We start from the raw sequence: 22,548 nt of genomic DNA, 5'->3' as shown, positions 1-22,548 counted from the left end.
AGGGAGCCGTTTATGGCTCCCCGGTAAACCGTCCTGTCAAACTGATGGACGTAAACGAACGCGTAACCAGCTGTATCCAATTACCGCCGAAGAGATAGAACCGACCAGGATACCGAGTTTCGCCCAGTTAATCAGTTCTGGATCTACGCTACCAAAGGCCAGGCTTGCAATAAAGATAGACATAGTAAAACCGATACCGCACAGGATCCCCACCGCCATAATTTGCTGATAAGTCGTTCCCTCAGGCAGATGCGCCAGTTTCAAACGCAGCGCCAACCAGCAGAACAGACTAATCCCCAGCGGTTTGCCAATCAGCAAGCCAGCGATAATCCCCAATGGCAGAATGGAGGTCAAGCCATCCAGCGTGACGCCTTGCAGTGAAACGCCAGCATTAGCAAATGCAAACAGCGGCAAAATCAGATATGCCACCCACGGGTGCAACACATGCTCCAGTCGCTTCGCTGGAGAACGCCCATGCTTCTCTTTCAAAGGAATAAAGAAGCCGACAATTACCCCCGCCAGGGTTGCGTGAACCCCCGATTTCAACACCGCAGTCCACAACACCACGCCAACCAGAATATAAACGCCCGTGCGGCGTACACCACACAGATTCAGTACCGCGAGTACGGCAATTGCAACGGCCGCGACGCCAAGAGAGGCCATCGATAAGTCATTAGTGTAGAACAATGCGATGATAATGATGGCCCCAAGATCGTCGATAATAGCCAGAGCCATCAAAAAGATCTTCAGCGCTAACGGAACACGACTTCCCAACAGCGCCAGCACACCAAGTGCAAAGGCAATGTCAGTAGCCGCCGGGATCGCCCACCCTTCGCGGGTAATCGGATCGGCATAGTTAAAGGCCAGATAGAGCAATGCTGGCACAATCATCCCACCAATAGCGGCGATAACTGGAAATGCGGCCTGGCGTAAGCTGGCTAGCGATCCTTGCATCAGTTCACGTTTAACTTCCAAACCAACTAACAGGAAAAATACCGCCATCAGCGCGTCATTTATCCATAACAGCATGTTTTTGTTGATTTCGAGTGAACCAACCCGGAGCTGAACCGGCGTCTCCAGAAAGTCGTGATACCATCCACTGGTTGCGCCGCTATTGGCCATAATCATCGCCAGGATAGCGGCAATGATAAGAATAATGCCTCCCGAGGCATCACTGCTAAAGAATCGATGCAGATGTTTCACTTTTTATTTCTCTTTCAGGTGAATAGATCGTTTTTACTATTTTATCCCGCACAAATCATCGTTAAAATCAGATTATAGTGTAGGAATAGTTCGTTTTTTACGATCTATTAAAAGAATTGCGCCATCAGCGAGAGATGAGTTTTTGATGCCCGAAAGCGGCGGCTGATGACCTTAACCCCCATTAATCATAGTCTAAGGCCAAGATTTCTGAAGAAATTATTCGGAAAAGTAATAATTAAATTGTTCCATGCTCTAGTTTTTTATTCCACAGATGTTTGAGGATATCTAATGTAGAAACGACATTCGCAGGAGACATTCGGTTCAATGATATAAGGAAAGGATGGTTCTCCACAAAGTGGATAAAACGCGTCGCACTGTTCAATGTTGCATGCCGCATCTCGCGGACTTTCTTACTGCCAGTGAGATTGCATACAGCCATTGAATAATTGCGGTTAGAAAATGCACGCCAGACATTATTTCGTACCCCACCACTAAGGAATAATCGCGGTGGAAAATCAATGGTGGCGGGTGCCACACCGCGCTCTTTGACAAAGGAAATATGGCAGCGGCCTTGATGAATGTGCTGTAAGTTAGCCATCAGACAACCGCCTAATATAAAGCACTCGTGATCAAGGTAGTGTTGAATATTTATAGAATATGCTTCAGTCAGTGCTCTAACCAGTTCGAAATGGCGATATGCCGGAAGAACCGGTTTCACCAGCATCCCCGGATCGTTTTGATGTAAAACTGCCGGGCCGTAATCAATATCAAACAAGGTATCCCGCCGCATAGTGAGTAACTCTTTGCGTTGGACATGATGTGCCAGCGTCCCTGGAGACATACGCTCTTCATAGTTCGATGTGTATTGATAATGTTGCTCTACGGCAGATGGGGAGTAATTGGTTGAGATGGCAACCACCCTGCCGCTTTGTTCTTCTGCGGTAACAAGAGCATAAAGAGAGTTATTGCTACCATTATACTTGACGCGAAAAGCGCGGGTAGCGAGAGAAATATCAGAAGCAGAAGAGTACTGGCAACTTTCTTTATAGTTTACTTCCCGGGCTAGTTTCATCAACTCACGGTTAAGCCCTGTGCTATTAAGAAGTAATAATTTACGGATATCTGCAAGTGAGGCCCCTTGCTCAATCATCAATGCTAAATGTGTTCTTCGCGGCGTTGTATTTACATGATCCAGAGTGATAAAAGTTCTGGAACAATGATGACAATACATTCTCCTCTGCCCCTGAGCTGAATAGCCATACTTTTTCAGAGATGTGCTTCCGCAAGCTGAACATTGTGGAACCAACCCTCTCCATGAATGATTAACACGATTACGATAAATATTAAGAGATCGTTCAGATATCACAGGAAACAAGTAACCGCATTCCCGACATAAAATATTTTTGCCTTGTGCAATATAATCCTGGCTATTCAACAATCCCAGGTTTTTGCATCCTGGTGTTTTGCAACAATCAACATTTACGTTGGTAAACATATCCACTCCCTGCGAATAGCCGTATCTTGATATTGTTCAACGCGAAAAGAACCTGATTCAATGCGTAGCACTGAATCAGGCGGGCATAGCCCTAAATGGCATACATTACATTTATTATGATTATCAGGTTAGCCCCAGGTCACCGCTTCTGGTTTATCACCTCTGGCTTTCATTAGAGAATCATTATCAATATCAGTTTTATATTTTAAAAACTTACCATACATCTGTTTTTCAATATCTGGTTTTTTACCGATCAGATTAAGTGTTTCAAAACGATCAGATTTCAGATTGTAGAGATATTTCGGTTTATTATTGCGATCGATAATCATCTTCCAGTCACCATCACGGATCGCCCATTCATCGGTTGGATTATCCTGGAATGGCATATCAATCCCGAAAATTAATGGCTTTTCGCGTTTCAATGCTTTTTGCTCAAGAACAGGAACCAGCGATTCACCATCGAAAGTACGGTCTGTAGGTAATTTGAAGTTCATCATTTTCGCTAAAGTAGGCATCCAGTCCAGACCATAAACGGGAGTATCTGAAACCATTCCCTTTGGAAGATGCTTTCCGTATTTAATAATCGCCGGAACACGGATGCCGCCTTCCCAAAGATTATCCTTGCGACCACGTAATCCATCAGTTTCCCCTGCCAAATTCAGTTCATAAACTTTACGTGCTTCACGGGTTACTGGGCCGTTATCACTGGTAAAAATAACGATGGTGTTATCTTCTTCACCCATCGCTTTGATTTTATCCAGTACTTTTCCAACCTGAGCATCCAGATAACTGATGTTGGCATAATATTCTCCTGTACCACGCCAGGGTTTATCCGCCCAGTCGCCATAAAATAAATCAGGATGCTGCTTCTGATAGTCGCTCATATAATGTGAGTACATGTCGAGGTATTTTTTGGGCGAAGCCAGGGGACTGTGCACTTCGGTAAAAGCGACATAAAGGAAGAAAGGCTTACTATCCTTTTTGTTATCCAACCAGTTAACGACTTCCGAACTGACATACTCACCGCTCATTTTATCGGCTCGTGGAGTGGGTTGCCCGTTACGTAGCCAGCCTGTCGGGTAAACTATGCCATAACGCGGGCGTTCTTTAGCGTTATCTAGCGTGGCGTCGGTAACAAAGCCCGCCGTATTAACCAGTGAGTAATCAAAGCCCATATCTTTTGCCTGAGGCTGATCGGTACGATCGCCGCCTGCATTCAGATGCAGCTTACCCATCATTGCCGTGTCGTACCCTTGCGCTTTGAGTAGATTAGCAATCGTGAGTTCGTTACGCCCTAAGGCAACATCTTTGCCTGAAGGAATCCATGAGCGAATTCCAGTACGAAATGGCATCCGGCCGGTTAATAGCCCAGCGCGTGAAGGTGAACTTAAAGGGGCGGGGGCATAGTAGTCAGTAAATTTGACCCCTTCCTGGGCAAGCCTGTCGATATTAGGTGTTTTAACGATCTGATGACCATATGTTGCTAAATCGCCATAACCTAAATCATCCGCCATAATAATGACTAAATTAGGTTGTTTAGCCTCTGCGGCTAAGGCAGGACTAAAAGCATTCCCTGTGCAAACTGCAAGGCCGATCAAACTGGCCATTAACGTTTTCTGCATAATTATTCCCTGATAAAAAATTAGAAATCATAACCAAGCATATAAATCATTTGATCGCCAAAGCCATCGTAGCCCAGCTTATTATCGAAATAACGCCACGTCACACTGGCTTTCCAGCGAGGATAGAACTTCCAGGCAATAGTTAAACCGCCATTTAATCCGTTCCGGCCAAATTGCTGCTCCGTGTAAGCATCGTTCCTGTCCAGTTCTATTTCATTCCAGTTAGATAAAACAAATTTTTCGTCAAATAACATAAATGGCAATACTGCTGTCCAGCCAACAACATAACCATTCCAACCATTCGTTTGACCATATTTAGCTGATACGTAGTCACCAGATTGATTATGTAATCCAATATACGGTTTAAAAAAGCCCCACTCGCCGTTCCAGCCGAGGTAACCGAATCCATAAAACATGTCCAGATCGTCACCCCATGAGTTATCCCATTGGCCATAAATTTTGCCAAAGAATGTCATATCAGAGTCAAAGAGTCTGACATGCGTCATTGCTGAAACCGTATGATTTCTCCCTGCTACAGCATGATTGAGTACATTACTTTCATAAAATGAGTAAAATTCTGCTTCTTTAAAATTTACCCCAAAATCCGCAGTCACTTTCCATACTTCACCACGGTGAGTGTTTACAAATCCACTATTCCAGTCTGCATAACCCGCATTTATTGAACCAAAGGTTCCTTTATATTCTAATGAAGAATATGCAGGAAAATGATAGATAGCTGTTATCAGGGTACACGCAATAAGAAGTCGTCTTTTGGCAGACATATAATATGCTCTCCATTCATTGTTTTTATGGTTCCATAGAAATCAATACATCAGATAATTCATTTTTATTAAGAATGACCAGGCCAGTATATTTAAAGATGACTATCGAAGCGTGATGAAGATCGCAGATTACTTTTGCGAACGGGCGGAGAGATATCGTGTTTCAGAAAATGTGTCTATTTTAAATATCACCCTTTGATTTATAGGCATTTTTCATGATGAACTTAGCATTGACTGCTGAACGTATTTCTTTGTCTCTCTATAGTATTACACTAACATTTAATAATTAATTTCCTTTAACTATTCACTTTTGATAGAGGAAAACACTTTTTTTTGTGAATCCCTGGATATATTTAAGTTAAATAAATTGATGTATTGAAATATTATTCCGTAAAAATGCGAGGCGTCTTCAGAAAAAGAATTGATAAAACAGAAGTGAATTAAAAGCGCAGTATAATAGCGGCGGGTGCTTGAGGCTGTCTGTCTCAGGCATTAGCTGAACGGCAGATAGAGAAAAGCCCCGAGTGATATTTTACCATCAACCCGAGGCCCCCTATATGCAGAACACATGTAGAGTGCCTCTTACTGACCGTAAGGTCAAGGAGAAGAGAGCAATGAAGCAGCATAAGGCGATGATTGTCGCCCTGATCGTCATCTGTATCACCGCCGTAGTGGCGGCGCTGGTAACGAGAAAAGACCTCTGTGAGGTTCACATCCGAACTGGCCAGACGGAGGTTGCTGTTTTCACGGCTTACGAATCCGAGTAAGAGCAACGGCGGGGAGTGATCCCCGCCACTTTACAGGTGCTCGCATATCTTCAACGCACCCTATTTTTACCCAAGCCTGCCCACAGGCAGGCTTTTGGGGAGGTTAGCGAGTCAGGTCGTCAAAAAACTTCTTCACACCATCAAAGAAGCTCTTTGAACGCGGGCTGTTGTGCTCACCGGTTGGGCCACCGAAGCTTTCCTGCAGCTCTTGCAGCAGCTGTTTCTGCTTCTCGTTCAGACCTACCGGTGTTTCGACGACAACGCGGCACAGCAAGTCACCTTGCGCACCGCCGCGAACAGACTTGACGCCTTTACCGCGCATACGGAACAGCTTACCGGTCTGGGTTTCGCCAGGCACTTTCAGTTTGACGCGACCATCAAGGGTCGGTACTTCGATTTCGCCCCCCAGCGCCGCCATAGCGAAGTTGATCGGGACTTCGCAATACAGGTTGTTGCCTTCACGCTCGAAAATCGGGTGCTGTTTAACCTGAACCTGAACGTACAGATCGCCTGCCGGTGCGCCATGCTCGCCCGCTTCACCTTCGCCCGCAAGACGGATGCGGTCTCCAGTGTCCACCCCTGCCGGAATTTTAACGGACAGCGTTTTGCTGCGCTCAACACGCCCATGACCATGACATTTGTTGCACGGATCTTTGATCAGCGTACCGCGGCCCTGACAGTGTGGACAGGTCTGCTGCACAGCAAAGAAGCCCTGGCGCATCTGCACCTGACCAGAGCCATGACAGGTCGGACAGGTCTGCGGCTGTGTACCTGGTTTTGCACCGCTACCGTGGCAAACGTCACACTCTTCCAGAGTCGGAATGCGGATCTCTTTGGTCACGCCACGTACAGCTTCTTCGAGGGTGAGCTCCATGTTATAGCGTAAATCAGCACCGCGCGCCGCACGTTGACGACCACGTCCGCCGCCAAAAATATCGCCGAAAACGTCACCAAAAATATCGCTGAAGTCTGCGCCGCCGCCAAAACCGCCGCCGCCCATGCCGCCTTGCTCAAACGCAGCATGACCATACTGATCGTATGCCGCACGTTTTTGCGAGTCGGTCAGAACTTCATAAGCTTCCTTGATCTCTTTAAATTTCGCCTCGGCCTCTTTGTCACCCTGGTTACGGTCCGGGTGGTATTTCATGGCCAGGCGTTTGTAGGCCTTTTTGATTTCACGCTCTTCCGCTGTTTTGGAAACGCCTAAAATCTCGTAATAATCTTGCTTAGCCATCTTTTTTGATTTGCCCCTAGATGAATGCACGGGCGGAGAGGAAATTCCCCTTCGCCCGTGTCAGTATAATTACCCGTTTATAGGGCGATTATTTTTTGTCTTTGACTTCTTCAAATTCAGCGTCGACAACATCGTCATCTTTCGCGTTGTTTGCAGAAGCATCAGCACCGGCAGTCTGCTGCTGGGCATGTTGCTGCTGGGCGATTTCCATCAGTTTCTGGGAAACCTGTGCCAGTTCCTGCATTTTTGCTTCGATAGCGGCTTTGTCTTCACCTTTCAGAGCAGTTTCCAGTGCAGTCAGCGCAGACTCGATAGCAGTTTTGTCGTCAGCTGGCAGTTTATCGCCTGCTTCTTCAACCTGCTTACGGGTGCTGTGCAGCAGATGGTCGCCCTGGTTGCGAGTCTGTACCAGCTCTTCAAACTTACGGTCAGCTTCGGCGTTCGCTTCTGCGTCGCGTACCATTTTCTGGATTTCATCTTCGTTCAGACCAGAAGAAGCCTTGATGGTGATCTTCTGCTCTTTACCGCTGTTTTTATCTTTCGCGGAAACGTGCAGGATACCGTCAGCATCGATATCGAAGGTAACTTCGATCTGCGGCATACCGCGCGGTGCCGGGTTGATGCCATCCAGGTTGAACTGACCCAGAGATTTGTTATCAGCCGCACGTTTACGTTCACCCTGCAGCACATGGATGGTTACCGCAGACTGGTTGTCTTCAGCGGTAGAGAACACCTGGCTGTGCTTGGTCGGGATAGTGGTGTTTTTCGCGATCAGCGTCGTCATCACACCGCCCATGGTTTCGATACCCAGAGACAGCGGGGTAACGTCCAGCAGCAGTACGTCTTTTACGTCACCAGTCAGAACACCACCCTGAACAGCAGCACCGATGGCTACAGCTTCGTCCGGGTTAACGTCTTTACGCGGCTCTTTACCAAAGAATTCAGCAACTTTCTTCTGAACCATTGGCATACGAGTCTGACCACCAACGAGGATAACGTCGTCGATATCAGATACGGACAGGCCAGCGTCCTGCAGTGCAACTTTCAGCGGCTCAATGGAACGGTTTACCAGATCTTCAACCAGGCTTTCCAGTTTCGCACGAGTCACTTTGATGTTCATGTGTTTCGGACCGGTCGCGTCTGCAGTGATGTACGGCAGGTTAACGTCGGTCTGCTGAGCGGAAGACAGCTCGATTTTCGCTTTTTCTGCCGCTTCTTTCAGGCGCTGCATTGCCAGCGGATCGTTGCGCAGGTCAATGCCCTGATCTTTCTTGAATTCTTCAACCAGATAGTTAATCAGACGGCTGTCGAAGTCTTCACCACCCAGGTGGGTATCACCGTTGGTTGCCAGAACTTCGAAGGTTTTTTCGCCGTCAACTTCGTCGATTTCGATAATAGAAATATCGAAAGTACCACCACCCAGGTCATAAACCGCGATAGTACGGTTGCCAGTACCTTTGTCCAGACCATAAGCCAGCGCAGCTGCGGTCGGTTCGTTGATGATACGTTTTACTTCCAGACCAGCGATACGGCCTGCGTCTTTGGTTGCCTGACGCTGAGCATCGTTAAAGTATGCCGGTACGGTAATAACAGCTTCAGTTACCGGTTCGCCCAGGTAATCTTCCGCGGTTTTCTTCATTTTTTTCAGCACTTCAGCAGAAATCTGCGGCGGTGCCATTTTCTGGCCTTTAACTTCGACCCAAGCGTCGCCGTTATCAGCAGCAATAATTTTGAACGGCATGATGGAAACATCACGCTGTACTTCTTCGTCCTGGAAGCGGCGGCCAATCAGGCGTTTAATCGCAAACAGGGTGTTTTGCGGGTTTGTCACTGCCTGACGTTTAGCCGGCTGACCAACCAGAGTTTCACCATCCTGGGTATAGGCAATGATAGAAGGCGTGGTGCGATCGCCTTCGGCGTTCTCCAGCACTCGCGGAGTGGTGCCATCCATAATCGCTACACAAGAGTTGGTAGTACCCAGGTCGATACCAATTATTTTACCCATCTAAACGTCTCCACTATATATTCGGTCATCATGTGGTTGTGAGTCTGTAATAGGGGCGAAACGTCTGGTTTCAACTGCCCAATTTCATTTTTTTGCAGACTCACTCACTGCGGTTGACTACTAAATGGGGTCGTAACCCACGTCATCAAGGGGGAGATGCAAAAATTTTTTATGCTTTTGCGCAGAAATTTCGCGATATGCCAGAACAAGACACGAAACTGACAGCAATTTTATTCATATAAAGAATGAATGGCAGCCAAGACATTCATAGAAAAATTGTAATAAAAAGAAAATATTACGTACCTGAATCTTCTCTTTATCAGCAGTAAACTAGTGGGTATTCATCCCCTACCTCTCCCCACTAAGAGAATACTTATGAAATCCGTTTTTACGCTTTCCGCCAGCCTGGCGATTAGCCTGCTGCTGTGCTGCACGGCGCAGGCAAACAACCATAAAATCCTCGGCGTCATTGCGATGCCGCGTAACGAAACCAACGATCTGGCGCTGAAACTTCCTGTTTGTCGCATTGTTAAACGCATTCAACTCACTGCCGACCATGGCGATTTACAGTTAAGTGGTGCATCGGTTTATTTCAAAGCCGCCCGTAGCGCCAGTCAGAGCCTGAATATTCCTTCAGAAATAAAAGAAGGGCAAACCACTGACTGGATCAACATTAACAGCGATAACGACAATAAACGCTGCGTCTCAAAAATCACCTTTTCCGGCCATACGGTGAACTCATCGGATATGGCCACGCTGAAAATTATCGGCGACGACTAACGCCAGAATATAGAAGCCACAAAAAATGAATGTTAATTACCTGAATGATTCAGATCTGGATTTTCTCGAGCATTGTAGTGAGGAACAATTGGCAAATTTCGCCCGGCTGCTCACCCATAATGAAAAAGGCAAAACTCGCCTCTCCAGCGTACTGATGCGCAACGAACTGTTTAAATCGATGGAAGGGCATCCCGAGCAACACCGCCGCAATTGGCAACTGATTGCCGGAGAATTGCAACATTTTGGCGGTGATAGCATCGCGAATAAATTACGCGGACACGGCAAACTGTACCGGGCCATTTTGCTCGACGTCTCAAAACGATTGAAACTGAAAGCCGATAAAGAGATGTCTACGTTTGAAATTGAGCAACAATTACTGGAACAATTTCTGCGTAATACCTGGAAGAAAATGGACGAGGAACATAAGCAGGAGTTTCTGCACGCGGTCGATGCCAGGGTGAATGAGCTGGAAGAGCTGCTGCCGCTGCTGATGAAAGACAAATTATTGGCAAAAGGCGTGTCGCATTTGCTTTCCAGCCAATTGACCCGCATTTTACGCACCCACGCAGCAATGAGCGTACTTGGGCATGGTTTGCTGCGCGGCGCGGGGCTGGGAGGCCCTGTAGGCGCGGCACTAAATGGGGTTAAAGCGGTCAGCGGCAGCGCCTATCGCGTGACGATTCCAGCCGTACTGCAAATCGCCTGCCTGCGCCGGATGGTTAGTGCCACTCAGGTCTGATACCGGAAACCGGGGAAAATTTTCATTTTCCCTTCAAAAGATCGTAGACACTGCCCCACTGGCTGATTATTATGCCGCGCCCTGAAAACACTACAGTTATTCAGGGAAATTATTTCACCATTCATTCGATGATGATTTTTGAGGAATTATGGGCAACACTAAGTTGGCTAATCCGGCACCGCTGGGCCTGATGGGCTTCGGCATGACCACCATTCTGCTTAACCTGCACAACGTGGGTTATTTCGCTCTTGACGGTATTATTCTTGCAATGGGCATTTTCTACGGCGGCATCGCGCAAATTTTTGCTGGTCTGCTGGAGTACAAAAAAGGCAACACTTTCGGTTTAACCGCATTCACCTCTTACGGTTCTTTCTGGCTGACGCTGGTTGCGATTCTGCTGATGCCGAAACTGGGTCTGACCGATGCGCCAAATGCACAGTTCCTTGGTGTCTACCTTGGTCTGTGGGGCGTATTTACGCTGTTTATGTTCTTCGGCACGCTGAAAGGCGCACGCGTTCTGCAATTCGTTTTCTTTAGCCTGACCGTGCTGTTTGCCCTGCTGGCGATCGGTAACATTGTCGGTAATGCCGCGATCATCCACTTTGCCGGCTGGATTGGTCTGATCTGCGGTGCCAGCGCAATCTATCTGGCGATGGGTGAAGTACTGAACGAGCAGTTTGGTCGCACCGTTCTGCCGATTGGTGAATCCCACTAATTGTTTTGAGATCCCCCCGCTCGGGGGGATTTTTTTATTCGCTAACTTCGCGTCTTGCACTCTTCGGTCTGAATGCTGCAACTACTTCCGGTGCCGTTTCAACGTATGGCCCTTCCAGCAATTGAATGCAGTACGGTACGCTGGCAAAAATACCGTGTACCACAACGTTACCCTCAGCATCCTTCACCCCTTCCAGCGTCTCTTTAATAGACTTCGGCTGACCGGGTAAGTTAAGGATTAGTGCTTGTTTGCGAATCACGCCCACCTGGCGCGAAAGGATCGCGGTTGGAACAAAATGCAGGCTAATTTGGCGCATCTGTTCACCAAAGCCCGGCATCTCGCGGTCCGCTACAGCCAGCGTCGCATCGGGCGTGACGTCACGACGCGCCGGACCAGTTCCGCCCGTGGTGAGCACCAGATGGCAACTCATTTCATCCACCAGCTCACACAACGTTTGCTCGATGATCGCCTGCTCGTCGGGGATTAAGCGGGTTTCCAGTTCAAACGGCGTGGTTAGCGCCGATGTCAGCCATTCTTCCAGCGCTGGGATGCCTTTATCCTGATAAACGCCGCTGGATGCGCGATCAGAGATGGAAACTAAGCCAATACGTAAATTATTCATTAAGATTTTTCCGTTTAAACAGTCTCGTTAAACAGAATGATACACTGCGAAGGGAGTGACAGACAGGCTTCAGAAGAGGTAGCGTGACCGACTTCCCGGTCACGCTAAGAATGATTACAGCAGATCGCCGATCATTTTTTCCAGTTTTTCCTGGTCAACAGCAAACTTACGGATACCTTCCGCCAGTTTATCTACTGCCATTGGATCCTGGTTGTGCTGCCACAGGAACTCGGACTCAGTGATACGCGCCGGACGCGCTTTCACTTCGCCGGTGTAAGACAGTTTACGCTCGACAGCCCCTTCGCTCTCAGCCAGCTCTTTCAGCAGTGCCGGTGCGATGGTCAGACGGTCGCAACCTGCCAGTTCCAGAATTTCGCCGATGTTACGGAAGCTTGCGCCCATCACCACGGTTTCATAACCGTGCTCTTTGTAGTACTGGTAGATTTCAGATACAGAAACCACGCCCGGATCTTCTGCCGGAGCGTACTCTTTCTTATCGGTATTCGCTTTGTACCAGTCAAGAATACGGCCAACAAACGGCGAGATCAGGAACACGCCCGCTTCCGCACAAGCACGAGCCTGAGCGAAGGAGAACAACAGGGTCAGGTTACAGTTGATACCTTCTTTTTCCAGCTGTTCTGCAGCACGGATACCCTGCCAGGTAGAAGCCAGTTTGATCAGAATACGATCGTTGCTAATACCTGCATCGTTGTAGAGCTTGATCAGGCGTTTTGCTTTCGCAATTGACGCTTCGGTGTCATAGGAAAGACGCGCATCAACTTCAGTTGATATACGGCCCGGAACCAGTTTCAGGATTTCCAGACCAATATTTACTGCCAGTTTGTCGGTCGCGTCCACGATCTGCTGCGCGCGATCGTTGCTCTGCTGTTTCGCCCAGGCGACAGCATCATCAATCAACTTACGATATTCCGGAATCTGCGCTGCGTTAAGAATGAGAGAAGGGTTAGTTGTGGCATCCTGCGGTTGATACAGCTTCATTGCCGCGATGTCCCCAGTGTCGGCCACTACGGTGGTGTACTGACGAAGGGAGGTCAATTTGTCCGTCATGATAGTATTTCTCTTTAAACAGCTTGTTAGGGGGATGTAACCGGTCTGCCCTGATGATATCACGACGCAACGTCAGCGCAACCGCCGACAAGACGGTTATCGCCTGGCAAGACTGTTTCGGATTTCTGACACTGCGTTGATATCGCCCGCCATTTTTATACAAAACCTCATGTATGCTACGCAGAAGTTATCAACTACCTCGTAGCGTATATACTTCTTAAACAATTGGTAACGTTTACACAGGAAAGTCATCGCGACCGGCAATAAGAGGGATATGCATGCCAGATTTTTTTTCCTTTATTAACAGCGTCCTCTGGGGCTCGGTAATGATTTACCTGCTCTTCGGCGCAGGTTGTTGGTTCACTTTTCGCACCGGTTTTGTGCAGTTTCGCTACATCCGCCAGTTTGGCAAAAGTCTTAAAAATAGCATTCATCCACAGCCAGGCGGTTTAACCTCATTTCAGTCATTGTGTACCAGTCTTGCGGCGCGCGTGGGTAGCGGCAACCTGGCTGGCGTTGCGCTGGCTATTACCGCCGGTGGACCAGGTGCCGTCTTCTGGATGTGGGTTGCCGCGTTTATCGGCATGGCGACCTCGTTTGCCGAATGTTCCCTTGCACAACTTTATAAAGAACGTGACGTTAATGGGCAGTTTCGTGGCGGACCGGCATGGTATATGGCGCGCGGGCTGGGGATGCGCTGGATGGGCGTTCTGTTCGCCCTCTTTTTGCTCATCGCCTACGGCATAATTTTCAGCGGAGTTCAGGCGAACGCCGTTGCCCGCGCTCTGAGTTTTTCTTTTGATTTTCCCCCGCTGGTGACAGGCATTATTCTTGCTGTCTTTGCTCTGCTGGCAATCACTCGCGGTCTTCATGGCGTCGCCCGGCTCATGCAGGGGTTTGTCCCGTTGATGGCGATAATCTGGGTACTGACCAGCCTGGTAATTTGCGTAATGAATATCGGGCAACTTCCCCACGTCATTTGGTCTATTTTTGAGAGTGCGTTTGGCTGGCAGGAAGCGGCAGGCGGCGCGGCGGGATATACCTTAAGCCAGGCGATTACTAACGGTTTTCAGCGCAGTATGTTTTCCAATGAGGCGGGAATGGGGTCGACGCCAAACGCGGCAGCGGCAGCTGCGTCCTGGCCTCCGCATCCCGCAGCGCAAGGGATTGTCCAGATGATTGGCATTTTTATCGACACCCTGGTCATCTGTACGGCAAGCGCCATGCTGATATTACTGGCGGGTAACGGCACAACCTACATGCCGCTGGAAGGTATTCAGCTTATCCAGAAGGCGATGCGGGTGCTAATGGGCTCCTGGGGTGCGGAGTTTGTTACCCTCGTGGTTATTCTGTTTGCCTTCAGCTCTATCGTTGCCAACTACATTTATGCTGAAAACAATCTCTTCTTTTTACGCCTGAATAACCCTAAGGCAATCTGGTGTCTGCGGATCTGCACCTTCGCAACGGTCATCGGTGGCACCTTGCTAAGTCTTCCGCTGATGTGGCAATTGGCAGATATCATAATGGCCTGCATGGCTATTACCAATTTGACCGCCATTTTACTGCTCTCGCCTGTGGTTCATACCATTGCCAGTGATTATCTGCGCCAGCGTAAACTCGGCGTACGCCCGGTGTTTGATCCGTTGCGTTATCCGGATATTGGCCGCCAGCTTTCTCCGGACGCGTGGGATGATGTTTCGCAGGAGTAATCACAACTATCGATCAACTCATTCTCTTTTTTTGCTAAAGTCGGCATAAATTTCCTGCAAGGACTGGATATGCTGATTCTTATTTCACCTGCGAAAACGCTCGATTACCAAAGCCCGTTGCCCACCACGCGCTATACGCTGCCGGAGCTGTTAGACAACTCCCAGCAGTTGATCCATGAAGCGCGGAAACTGACGCCTCCGCAGATTAGCACGCTGATGCGCATCAGCGACAAACTGGCGGGTATCAACGCCGCTCGCTTTCATGACTGGCAGCCAGATTTCACGCCAGAGAATGCCCGACAAGCGATTCTGGCATTTAAAGGTGATGTCTATACTGGCTTGCAGGCCGAAACCTTCAGCGAAGACAATTTTGATTTTGCCCAACAGCATTTGCGAATGCTTTCCGGATTGTATGGCGTACTGCGCCCGCTCGATTTAATGCAGCCTTATCGTCTGGAAATGGGGATCCGTCTTGAGAATGCCCGAGGGAAAGATCTGTATCAATTCTGGGGAGATATCATCACCAACAAACTGAACGAGGCGCTCGCAGCACAAGGCGATAATGTGGTGATTAATCTGGCGTCAGATGAGTATTTTAAATCGGTGAAGCCGAATAAATTGAATGCCGAGATTATCAAGCCAGTGTTCCTCGATGAGAAGAACGGCAAATTTAAGATAATCAGCTTCTACGCTAAGAAAGCACGCGGTCTGATGAGTCGTTTCATTATTGAAAATCGGCTGACCAAACCAGAGCAACTGACTGGTTTTAATAGCGAAGGTTACTTCTTTGATGAAGCTTCCTCCAGCAACGGCGAACTGGTGTTTAAACGCTACGAGCAGCGTTAAGTTTGCAGTAAATGCCGGATGCGGCATGAACGCCTTATCCGGCCTACAAAAGCATGCAGATTCAATATATTGCAGAATTAACGTAGATACTGTTATGGCCTGCAAGTTTTTTTCTACCCTGGTTTCCCAGATTGCAGGCATGCCAGACACAGCGCCGTCAGGCGCTGTTTTTTTCATCCCTTCCGCGATTTTTACGCAGCTACCGGATTATGCCGTGACGCATCGAACGGTACGCCTGACTTCAGCACTCCATACGCCACCTGTGCCAGCTTGCGCATCATCGCGCCGAGAATCACTTTTCCTTTCTTGCCATTAGCCGCCAGACGGTCGCGGAACGCCCGTCCCCACTCAGTCTTACTGGTGGCTACCATTGCAGGCATATACAACGCCCTGCGAAGCGACACATGTCCGGCTTTACTCAACCGGCTTGCCCCTCTCACACTACTGCCTGATTCATAACGCCGTGGTGTCAGACCCGCAAAAGCGGCGAACTGTCTGGCATGGGCGAAGCGGTCCTTCAGACCGATATAAGCCAGTAATACCGCAGATGTTTTCTCTCCGATACCCGGGATACTTTCCAGCAGTTTCCTGCGGTGTTTCATATCCGGATCATCGTCTGTCAGGTCTTTTATCTGCTTCTCAAGACGCTTCAGCTCTGCTTCAAGCCACAGAAGGTGAGCATCAATGCTCGGTCTCTGGACTTCCCGCGCCGTTTCAGTGCGGTTCAGTTCCTGCGTGTGCATATCTGTCAGCGCCTGGTGGCGTACTACCAGGGCACGCAACGCGCGTTCAAGCGGGTGAGGCGCTTCCCAGGCTGCAGGGCGCTTCTGACGACAGAACTCTGCCAGCATGCGCGCATCCACGGTATCAGTCTTGTTACGCAGTCCTTCACTCTGAGCGAAAGCTTTACCCAACGCAGGATTAATGACTGACACTATGTAGCCTGCATCGTAAAGGCACTCTGCGACAGGTTCCATATAGGTGCCGGTCGCTTCGATGCAGATATGCGCATGGTCAATCTTGTGACCCTTCAGCCAGCTCACCAGCTCATCGTGCCCTTTAGTGGTGTTAGCGAATTTTTTGGTGCGATGACGACCATCAGGACGCAACACATCGACATCCAGTTTCTCTTTAGCGGTGTCGATACCGATATAATGAAGTTCATGTTCCATCGTGAAACCAACCTTGCAAATACGGATTACCGGGAAAACCGGTCCATGATACTGTCCGGTTTATCACTTTGGGAGAAAGGCAGTCCGCTGCATAAATCTACGCAACAGGTTGAAAACCTAAGGCCCGATACGGCATGCGGACTGCAGGCAGAGAAAACTGGCCGATTTTCTCTGCACAGGAGGGATAATACAAGGCCTGATAAGACGCGCCAGCGTCGCATCAGGCGCTGAATGCCGGATTGTTACCCGGCATTTGTCATTTAGCGGTGATGTTTGCCTGGACCATGACCGCCGTGATGATCATGAGGAGCTTTCTTATGGTGGCGCGGCGGTGGCGGTGGTCCGTGTGGGTGCCAGCGATTGCCTCGCCATTCATAATGTTGTTTCCACCAGCCGTGGTCGCGCCAGTGACCGCCATCCCAGTAATAGCCACGATTATCACGATCGCCTATCTGTAATTTTACTGACGGGACTAACGTAATTTCCGCAGCCTGTGCTGCCATGGGAGCGACCAGAACCAGGGAAAGTGCGAGTACGATAGATTGCATCTTTTTCACAGGTTACTCCTTTTATCATTGCCCGTTATGGGTCGATATCCGGAGATTACGCGATGAGAACGGCGGTTGTTATTCTCCGCAATCCTAATCTCTAAGTTACCGCATTTATTGAGAATTCCTCCTTTTTTCCTGTCGTTTTTCTCCATATTTTCTTCATAAAAAAGCCGGGCTGTATAAAAGCAAACCCGGCCTGATTGAGATAATGAATAGATGTTACTGATGATTCATCATCAATTTACGCAACGCAGCAAAATCGGCGGGCAGATTATGCGAAAGCAAGGGTAAATCAGCACGTTCTGCCAGCTCTTTTGGCAGATCCAATGTTTCACCGAGAATCGCCTCCACGCTCTCTTTAAATTTCGCCGGATGCGCGGTGCCGAGGAACAGGCCATATTCGCCTGGATGCAACTGGTCGCGCAGCGCACGATAAGCTACGGCAGCGTGCGGCTCCGAGGTATAGCCCAGCGCTTTTAACTCACGCATTGTCTGTTGCGTGGTTTCATCATCCACGGCTGCATAGCCCAGCTCTTTCAGTTGCCAGATTTTGCGGCGGAATAACTCCTCCACACGCGGCCAGTTGTTCGGCTGACTCACGTCCATCGCATTGGATAATGTCGCCTGAGTCGCTTTAGGGGACCACTGCCCGTCGTGCAAGAAACGCGGCACGGTATCGTTCACGTTAGTGGCAGCGATAAAACGCTTCACCGGCAGGCCAAGAGATTTCGCCAGCAGGCCCGCAGTCAAATCGCCGAAGTTACCGCTCGGCACCGAGACAACCAGCTGGTTGCGCGCTTCCTGCGGCAGCTGCGCAACAGCTTCAAAGTAGTAGCAAATCTGCGCCAGTAAACGACTGATGTTAATGGAGTTAGCAGAGTTCAGCCCCAAAGCCACTTTCAGTTCTTCATCATCAAACGCCTGCTTTACCAGCGCCTGACAGGCATCAAAATCGCCGTCAATGGCAATAGTTTCAATATTGCCACCCAACGTACAGAACAGTTTTTCTTGCAGTGGACTGATTTTGCCTCGTGGATAGAGGATAACCACTTTCACATTCGGTAAACCGTAGAAAGCATGAGCCACTGCCGCTCCAGTATCACCGGAGGTTGCGGTCAGAATGGTCACTGGCTTATCGCCCGCAATATGGGTCAGCATTTGTGCCATAAAGCGACCGCCGAAATCTTTAAATGCCAGTGTTGGCCCGTGAAACAATTCCAGACAACCGACATCGCTTTCAACATTGGCGACCGGAGCCGGGAAGGCAAACGCCGCGCGTACGCGCTCTTCCAGTATTTCCTGCGGGATCTCATCACCAATAAACGCCGAGAGAATCTTCGCACTGCGGGTGACAAAATCCAGTTTCAGCATCTCATCAATTTCAGTCAGGCTGAATTCCGGTAGGTCGTGCGGAAAAAACAGCCCCTGATTTTTGCCCAACCCCTGAGTTACGGCTTGCGCAAAGCTGACCTGTTCGTTGTGATCTTTCAGATTGTAGAGTTTCATTTAGTTTTCCAGTACTCGTGCGCCCGCCGTATCCAGCCGGCAAATATGAACAAAACCTTCCTGATTTTGCAGGTAGTTCTTACCCAACCAGTCGGCAACGCGCTGGGCGGTATCCGGCTTGTCACACAGAGCGAACAAGGTCGGCCCGGATCCGGAGATACCGCTCGCTACCGCGCCGATTTCCGCGACCGCCTGCCGCGCCTGCTTGAAGCCAGGCAGTAAACGTTCACGGTAAGGTTCAGCGATAACATCTTTCATCAACTTCGCGGCAAGCTCAGGTTGACGGGAATAGCAGGCGTGAATGAAGCCTGCCAGATGTCGCCCGTGCGCAATGCAATCCTGGCGACGATACTGTGCCGGTAAAATAGCCCGGGCTTCTGCCGTCGAGACTTTAATCCCCGGATATGCCAGCACCCACAGCCACTCATCAAACCCCGGCACTTGCTGGCTGATGATGTCGTTTTCTTCGATCATCAACTGCATACCACCAAGAAAACACGGTGCCACGTTGTCGTAATGAATGCTGCCGGAGATACGCCCTTCCAGCTCGCCCATCAAAGCCAGCAAACGGGTGTCATTAAGCGGCTTGCCGCAATGTTCATTCATCGCCATCAGCGCCGCCACCACCGAACAAGCGCTGGAGCCTAAACCCGAACCGATCGGCATATTCTTTTCCAGCGTCATTGCCACTGGAATTTGCTTGCCCAGCTCCTGGCAAAAACGCTCCCAGCACTGATAAACGATATTTTCCCGTGGTTCTGACGGCAGCTTATCGGCAAAACGTCCGAGATTGTTGAGACTGAATGTCTCTGCCGCCTCAACCGTGACTACATCTCCGAGCAATGCACCATCAACAGGTGTCACCGCCGCCCCGAGCACATCAAACCCGACGCTCATATTGGCACTGGAAGCCGGGGCATAAACTTTAACCATGTCAGACTCCTAACTTCCATGAGAGGGTACGTAGCAGATCGGCAAAGACACCAGCAGCTGTAACGTCATTGCCCGCGCCATATCCGCGCAGAACCAACGGCAGCGGCTGATAATAGTGGCTATAGAAGGCCAGGGCGTTTTCGCCATTTTTCACTTTGAACAGCGGATCATTGCCATCCACTTCGGCAATCTTCACGCGGCAGATGCCATCTTCATCAATATTGCCAACATAGCGCAAAACTTTGCCCTCATCACGAGCCTTCGCCACGCGTGCGGCAAAGAGATCGTCGAGCTGTGACAGATTCGCCATAAAAGCTGCAACATCACCCTCTGCGTTAAACTCTGCGGGCAGCACAGGTTCAATTTCAATATCCGCCAGTTCCAGTTCACGTCCCGTTTCACGGGCGAGAATCAATAGCTTACGCGCCACATCCATACCAGAAAGATCATCTCGCGGGTCCGGTTCGGTATAACCCATTTCCCGCGCCAGCGTGGTCGCCTCGGAGAAACTCATGCCTTCGTCTAACTTGCCGAAGATATAAGAAAGCGAACCGGAAAGAATGCCGGAGAACTTCATTAATTCATCACCTGCGTTGAGCAGATTTTGCAGGTTCTCAATAACCGGTAATCCAGCCCCAACGTTAGTGTCATAGAGGAATTTACGCCGCGATTTTTCCGCCGCATAACGCAACTGATGGTAGTAATCCATCGACGAGGTGTTGGCCTTTTTGTTTGGCGTAACCACGTGGAAACCTTCGCGCAGGAAGTCAGCATACTGATCCGCCACCGCCTGGCTGGAGGTACAGTCGACAATCACCGGATTCAGCAAATGATATTCTTTCACCAGGCGAATTAAGCGCCCGAGGTTAAACGGCTCTTTGGCTTGCGCCAGTTCTTCCTGCCAGTTCTCCAGATTAAGGCCATGCACATTGGTGAGCAGAGCCTTTGAGTTGGCAACGCCGCAGACACGTAAGTCGATATGTTTATTCTTCAGCCAGCTTTGCTGGCGCTTCAGTTGCTCCAGCAGCGCACCGCCAACACCACCGACGCCAATCACAAACACTTCGATAACCTGATCGGTATTGAACAGCATCTGGTGGGTAACGCGCACGCCAGTGGTCGCATCATCGTTATTTACCACGACAGAGATTGAGCGTTCAGAAGATCCCTGAGCAATGGCGACAATGTTGATATTGGCGCGGGCCAGCGCGGCAAAGAATTTCGCCGAGATCCCACGCAAGGTGCGCATACCATCACCTACCACCGAGATAATGGCTAGCCGTTCCGTCACCGCCAGCGGCTCCAGCAAGCCTTCCTTCAGTTCAAGATAGAACTCTTCCTGCATCGCCCGTTCAGCTCGCACACAGTCGCTTTGTGGAACGCAGAAACTGATACTGTATTCGGAAGATGATTGCGTAATCAGCACCACGGAAATACGGGCGCGTGACATCGCTGCAAAGACGCGCGCCGCCATGCCGACCATTCCTTTCATCCCCGGGCCGGAAACACTGAACATTGCCATATTATTCAGATTGGAAATGCCCTTGACCGGTAATTCGTCTTCATCACGGCTGGCGCCAATGAGCGTACCTGGTGCTTGAGGATTTCCGGTGTTTTTAATCAGGCAAGGGATCTGGAACTGAGCGATGGGGGTAATGGTGCGGGGGTGAAGAACTTTAGCGCCGAAGTAGGAAAGCTCCATCGCTTCCTGATAGGACATCGACTTCAACAACCTCGCATCGGGCACCTGACGCGGGTCGCAGGTATAGACCCCGTCAACGTCCGTCCAGATCTCGCAACAATCGGCGCGTAAACAGGCAGCCAGTACCGCGGCGGAGTAGTCGGAACCGTTACGTCCAAGCACCACCAGTTCGCCTTTTTCATTACCCGCAGTGAAACCTGCCATCAGCACCATGTGGTCAGCCGGAATGCGGCTTGCCGCAATACGGCGGGTGGACTCAGCAATATCGACGGTAGATTCGAGGTAATGACCGACTGCCAGCAGTTTTTCGACCGGATCGATTACGGTAACGTTGTGACCACGCGCTTCTAAAACTCCGGCCATAATGGCGATCGACATTTTCTCGCCACGGCAAATCAGTGCCGCGTTGATGCTATCCGGGCACTGCCCTAACAAACTAATACCATGCAGGACATGTTTAATTTGGGCAAATTCCTGGTCGACGAAAGTTTTCAGCTGCGCCAGCGGGAATCCCGGCTGAGCGGCGGCGAGTCCCGTCAGAAGTTCGGCAAAAATACGTTCGGCATCGCTGATATTGGGTAAAGCATCCTGGCCGCTAATGGTTTTTTCAATCATCGCCACCAGGTGGTTGGTGATTTTGGCGGGGGCAGAGAGGACGGTGGCCACCTGCCCCTGCCTGGCATTGCTTTCCAGAATATCGGCAACCCGCAGAAAACGTTCTGCATTTGCCACTGATGTACCGCCGAACTTCAACACTCGCATGGTTGTTACCTCGTTACCTTTGGTCGAAAAAAAAGCCCGCACTGTCAGGTGCGGGCTTTTTTCTGTGTTTCCTGTACGCGTCAGCCCGCACCGTTACCTGTGGTAATGGTGATGGTGGTGGTAATGGTGGTGCTAATGCGTTTCATGGATGTTGTGTACTCTGTAATTTTTATCTGTCTGTGCGCTATGCCTATATTGGTTAAAGTATTTAGTGACCTAAGTCAATAAAATTTTAATTTACTCACGGTAGGTAACCAGTTCAGAAGCTGCTGTCAGAGACTCTTTTTTTAATCCACACAGAGACATATTGCCCGTTGCAGTCAGAATGAAAAGCT

20 protein-coding genes and 1 other annotated feature are annotated in these 22,548 nt (G+C 49.6%); of the genes, 6 read left to right on the top strand and 14 right to left on the bottom strand.

Annotation, left to right across the window (positions count from 1 at the left end):
- Nucleotides 1–36 precede the first annotated feature (36 nt).
- The 4 genes from nhaA to QUF14_RS00085 all read right to left on the bottom strand — a co-directional run bounded on the left by nhaA (nt 37) and on the right by QUF14_RS00085 (nt 5,102).
- Nucleotides 37–1,203: a Na+/H+ antiporter NhaA gene (nhaA, locus tag QUF14_RS00100; protein ID WP_000681360.1), complete on the bottom strand. Its 1,167-nt coding sequence runs from the start codon at nt 1,201–1,203 to the stop codon at nt 37–39.
- 235 nt (nt 1,204–1,438) lie between these two features.
- Nucleotides 1,439–2,698, bottom strand: coding sequence for an IS1/IS1595 family N-terminal zinc-binding domain-containing protein (locus tag QUF14_RS00095; RefSeq protein WP_000494922.1), 1,260 nt, complete (start codon nt 2,696–2,698; stop codon nt 1,439–1,441).
- A 128-nt stretch (nt 2,699–2,826) separates the two neighbouring features.
- Complete coding sequence (locus tag QUF14_RS00090; RefSeq protein WP_024212095.1) at nt 2,827–4,320, bottom strand: sulfatase family protein; 1,494 nt, start codon at nt 4,318–4,320, stop codon at nt 2,827–2,829.
- Between the two features lie 20 nt (nt 4,321–4,340).
- A complete protein-coding gene (locus QUF14_RS00085; protein ID WP_001274831.1) occupies nt 4,341–5,102 on the bottom strand; it encodes an outer membrane protein OmpK in 762 nt (253 codons plus the stop codon).
- Between the two features lie 614 nt (nt 5,103–5,716).
- On the opposite strand from QUF14_RS00085, the gene mokC reads away from it, so the two are divergent.
- A complete protein-coding gene (gene mokC / locus QUF14_RS00080) occupies nt 5,717–5,869 on the top strand; it encodes a type I toxin-antitoxin system toxin MokC (protein WP_000809168.1) in 153 nt (50 codons plus the stop codon).
- 103 nt (nt 5,870–5,972) lie between these two features.
- Here the strand turns inward: mokC and dnaJ are convergent, their stop codons facing one another.
- Together dnaJ and dnaK are read right to left on the bottom strand one after the other, a co-directional pair.
- Nucleotides 5,973–7,103: a molecular chaperone DnaJ gene (dnaJ, locus tag QUF14_RS00075; protein WP_001118464.1), complete on the bottom strand. Its 1,131-nt coding sequence runs from the start codon at nt 7,101–7,103 to the stop codon at nt 5,973–5,975.
- An 88-nt stretch (nt 7,104–7,191) separates the two neighbouring features.
- A complete protein-coding gene (gene dnaK / locus QUF14_RS00070; RefSeq protein ID WP_000516135.1) occupies nt 7,192–9,108 on the bottom strand; it encodes a molecular chaperone DnaK in 1,917 nt (638 codons plus the stop codon).
- A 375-nt stretch (nt 9,109–9,483) separates the two neighbouring features.
- Between dnaK and QUF14_RS00065 the strand changes: the two genes are divergently transcribed.
- The 3 genes from QUF14_RS00065 to satP all read left to right on the top strand — a co-directional run bounded on the left by QUF14_RS00065 (nt 9,484) and on the right by satP (nt 11,342).
- Nucleotides 9,484–9,888, top strand: a complete 405-nt coding sequence (locus QUF14_RS00065; RefSeq protein WP_000843579.1) for a DUF2541 family protein — start codon at nt 9,484–9,486, stop codon at nt 9,886–9,888.
- Between the two features lie 25 nt (nt 9,889–9,913).
- Nucleotides 9,914–10,627: an acidic protein MsyB gene (msyB, locus tag QUF14_RS00060; RefSeq protein ID WP_001102349.1), complete on the top strand. Its 714-nt coding sequence runs from the start codon at nt 9,914–9,916 to the stop codon at nt 10,625–10,627.
- 148 nt (nt 10,628–10,775) lie between these two features.
- Nucleotides 10,776–11,342, top strand: a complete 567-nt coding sequence (gene satP, locus QUF14_RS00055) for an acetate uptake transporter (RefSeq protein WP_000528541.1) — start codon at nt 10,776–10,778, stop codon at nt 11,340–11,342.
- Nucleotides 11,343–11,376: 34 nt separating this feature from the next.
- On the opposite strand, the gene mog is transcribed toward satP, so the two are convergent.
- The gene (gene mog, locus QUF14_RS00050) at nt 11,377–11,964 is read right to left on the bottom strand and encodes a molybdopterin adenylyltransferase (protein ID WP_001061744.1); all 588 of its coding nucleotides are present in this window, start codon (nt 11,962–11,964) and stop codon (nt 11,377–11,379) included.
- Nucleotides 11,965–12,078: 114 nt separating this feature from the next.
- On the bottom strand, nt 12,079–13,032 hold the full coding sequence (gene tal / locus QUF14_RS00045) for a transaldolase (protein ID WP_000130188.1): 954 nt from the start codon (nt 13,030–13,032) through the stop codon (nt 12,079–12,081).
- A gap of 278 nt (nt 13,033–13,310) precedes the next feature.
- Between tal and QUF14_RS00040 the strand changes: the two genes are divergently transcribed.
- Complete coding sequence (locus QUF14_RS00040; protein ID WP_001112573.1) at nt 13,311–14,741, top strand: alanine/glycine:cation symporter family protein; 1,431 nt, start codon at nt 13,311–13,313, stop codon at nt 14,739–14,741.
- Between the two features lie 69 nt (nt 14,742–14,810).
- Nucleotides 14,811–15,587 carry a peroxide stress protein YaaA gene (gene yaaA / locus QUF14_RS00035; protein WP_000906179.1) on the top strand — a complete coding sequence of 259 codons (777 nt, stop codon included), beginning with the start codon at nt 14,811–14,813 and terminating at the stop codon, nt 15,585–15,587.
- Between the two features lie 191 nt (nt 15,588–15,778).
- Here yaaA and QUF14_RS00030 read toward each other — a convergent pair whose 3' ends face one another.
- From QUF14_RS00030 to thrL, 6 genes are all read right to left on the bottom strand, one after another.
- Nucleotides 15,779–16,759 (bottom strand): IS110-like element IS621 family transposase, encoded by a 981-nt coding sequence (locus QUF14_RS00030; RefSeq protein ID WP_000399629.1) that lies wholly within the window; start codon nt 16,757–16,759, stop codon nt 15,779–15,781.
- Between the two features lie 260 nt (nt 16,760–17,019).
- The gene (locus QUF14_RS00025) at nt 17,020–17,316 is read right to left on the bottom strand and encodes a DUF2502 domain-containing protein (RefSeq protein WP_000738723.1); all 297 of its coding nucleotides are present in this window, start codon (nt 17,314–17,316) and stop codon (nt 17,020–17,022) included.
- Nucleotides 17,317–17,529: 213 nt separating this feature from the next.
- The gene (thrC, locus tag QUF14_RS00020; protein ID WP_000781051.1) at nt 17,530–18,816 is read right to left on the bottom strand and encodes a threonine synthase; all 1,287 of its coding nucleotides are present in this window, start codon (nt 18,814–18,816) and stop codon (nt 17,530–17,532) included.
- Nucleotides 18,817–19,749 (bottom strand): homoserine kinase, encoded by a 933-nt coding sequence (thrB, locus tag QUF14_RS00015; protein WP_000241655.1) that lies wholly within the window; start codon nt 19,747–19,749, stop codon nt 18,817–18,819.
- A gap of 1 nt (nt 19,750) precedes the next feature.
- Entirely contained in the window at nt 19,751–22,213 is a 2,463-nt protein-coding gene (gene thrA, locus QUF14_RS00010; protein WP_001264706.1) for a bifunctional aspartate kinase/homoserine dehydrogenase I, read from the bottom strand.
- Nucleotides 22,214–22,238: 25 nt separating this feature from the next.
- Nucleotides 22,239–22,358, bottom strand: a sequence feature (Thr leader region).
- Nucleotides 22,294–22,359 carry a thr operon leader peptide gene (thrL, locus tag QUF14_RS00005; protein ID WP_001386572.1) on the bottom strand — a complete coding sequence of 22 codons (66 nt, stop codon included), beginning with the start codon at nt 22,357–22,359 and terminating at the stop codon, nt 22,294–22,296. (Overlaps the previous feature by 65 nt.)
- Nucleotides 22,360–22,548 lie beyond the last annotated feature (189 nt).

The sequence above is a fragment of the Escherichia sp. HH091_1A genome, assembly GCF_030295175.1.
In the GTDB taxonomy this organism is placed as follows: domain Bacteria; phylum Pseudomonadota; class Gammaproteobacteria; order Enterobacterales; family Enterobacteriaceae; genus Escherichia; species Escherichia coli_F.
The sequence above is the reverse complement of the archived record's forward strand: the minus strand, read 5'-3'. Positions and strand labels throughout refer to the sequence as shown.

What these genes read in the sequence shown, in the direction of transcription:
- thrA (WP_001264706.1), bottom strand. Translation starts at nt 22,213, where the DNA reads ATGCGAGTGTTGAAGTTCGGCGGTACATCAGTGGCAAATGCAGAACGT.
- thrB (WP_000241655.1), bottom strand. Translation starts at nt 19,749, where the DNA reads ATGGTTAAAGTTTATGCCCCGGCTTCCAGTGCCAATATGAGCGTCGGG.
- dnaK (WP_000516135.1), bottom strand. Translation starts at nt 9,108, where the DNA reads ATGGGTAAAATAATTGGTATCGACCTGGGTACTACCAACTCTTGTGTA.
- mokC (WP_000809168.1), top strand. Translation starts at nt 5,717, where the DNA reads ATGAAGCAGCATAAGGCGATGATTGTCGCCCTGATCGTCATCTGTATC.
- tal (WP_000130188.1), bottom strand. Translation starts at nt 13,032, where the DNA reads ATGACGGACAAATTGACCTCCCTTCGTCAGTACACCACCGTAGTGGCC.
- mog (WP_001061744.1), bottom strand. Translation starts at nt 11,964, where the DNA reads ATGAATAATTTACGTATTGGCTTAGTTTCCATCTCTGATCGCGCATCC.
- dnaJ (WP_001118464.1), bottom strand. Translation starts at nt 7,103, where the DNA reads ATGGCTAAGCAAGATTATTACGAGATTTTAGGCGTTTCCAAAACAGCG.
- thrC (WP_000781051.1), bottom strand. Translation starts at nt 18,816, where the DNA reads ATGAAACTCTACAATCTGAAAGATCACAACGAACAGGTCAGCTTTGCG.
- QUF14_RS00090 (WP_024212095.1), bottom strand. Translation starts at nt 4,320, where the DNA reads ATGCAGAAAACGTTAATGGCCAGTTTGATCGGCCTTGCAGTTTGCACA.
- QUF14_RS00040 (WP_001112573.1), top strand. Translation starts at nt 13,311, where the DNA reads ATGCCAGATTTTTTTTCCTTTATTAACAGCGTCCTCTGGGGCTCGGTA.
- QUF14_RS00095 (WP_000494922.1), bottom strand. Translation starts at nt 2,698, where the DNA reads ATGTTTACCAACGTAAATGTTGATTGTTGCAAAACACCAGGATGCAAA.
- msyB (WP_001102349.1), top strand. Translation starts at nt 9,914, where the DNA reads ATGAATGTTAATTACCTGAATGATTCAGATCTGGATTTTCTCGAGCAT.
- QUF14_RS00085 (WP_001274831.1), bottom strand. Translation starts at nt 5,102, where the DNA reads ATGTCTGCCAAAAGACGACTTCTTATTGCGTGTACCCTGATAACAGCT.
- QUF14_RS00065 (WP_000843579.1), top strand. Translation starts at nt 9,484, where the DNA reads ATGAAATCCGTTTTTACGCTTTCCGCCAGCCTGGCGATTAGCCTGCTG.
- QUF14_RS00030 (WP_000399629.1), bottom strand. Translation starts at nt 16,759, where the DNA reads ATGGAACATGAACTTCATTATATCGGTATCGACACCGCTAAAGAGAAA.
- satP (WP_000528541.1), top strand. Translation starts at nt 10,776, where the DNA reads ATGGGCAACACTAAGTTGGCTAATCCGGCACCGCTGGGCCTGATGGGC.
- yaaA (WP_000906179.1), top strand. Translation starts at nt 14,811, where the DNA reads ATGCTGATTCTTATTTCACCTGCGAAAACGCTCGATTACCAAAGCCCG.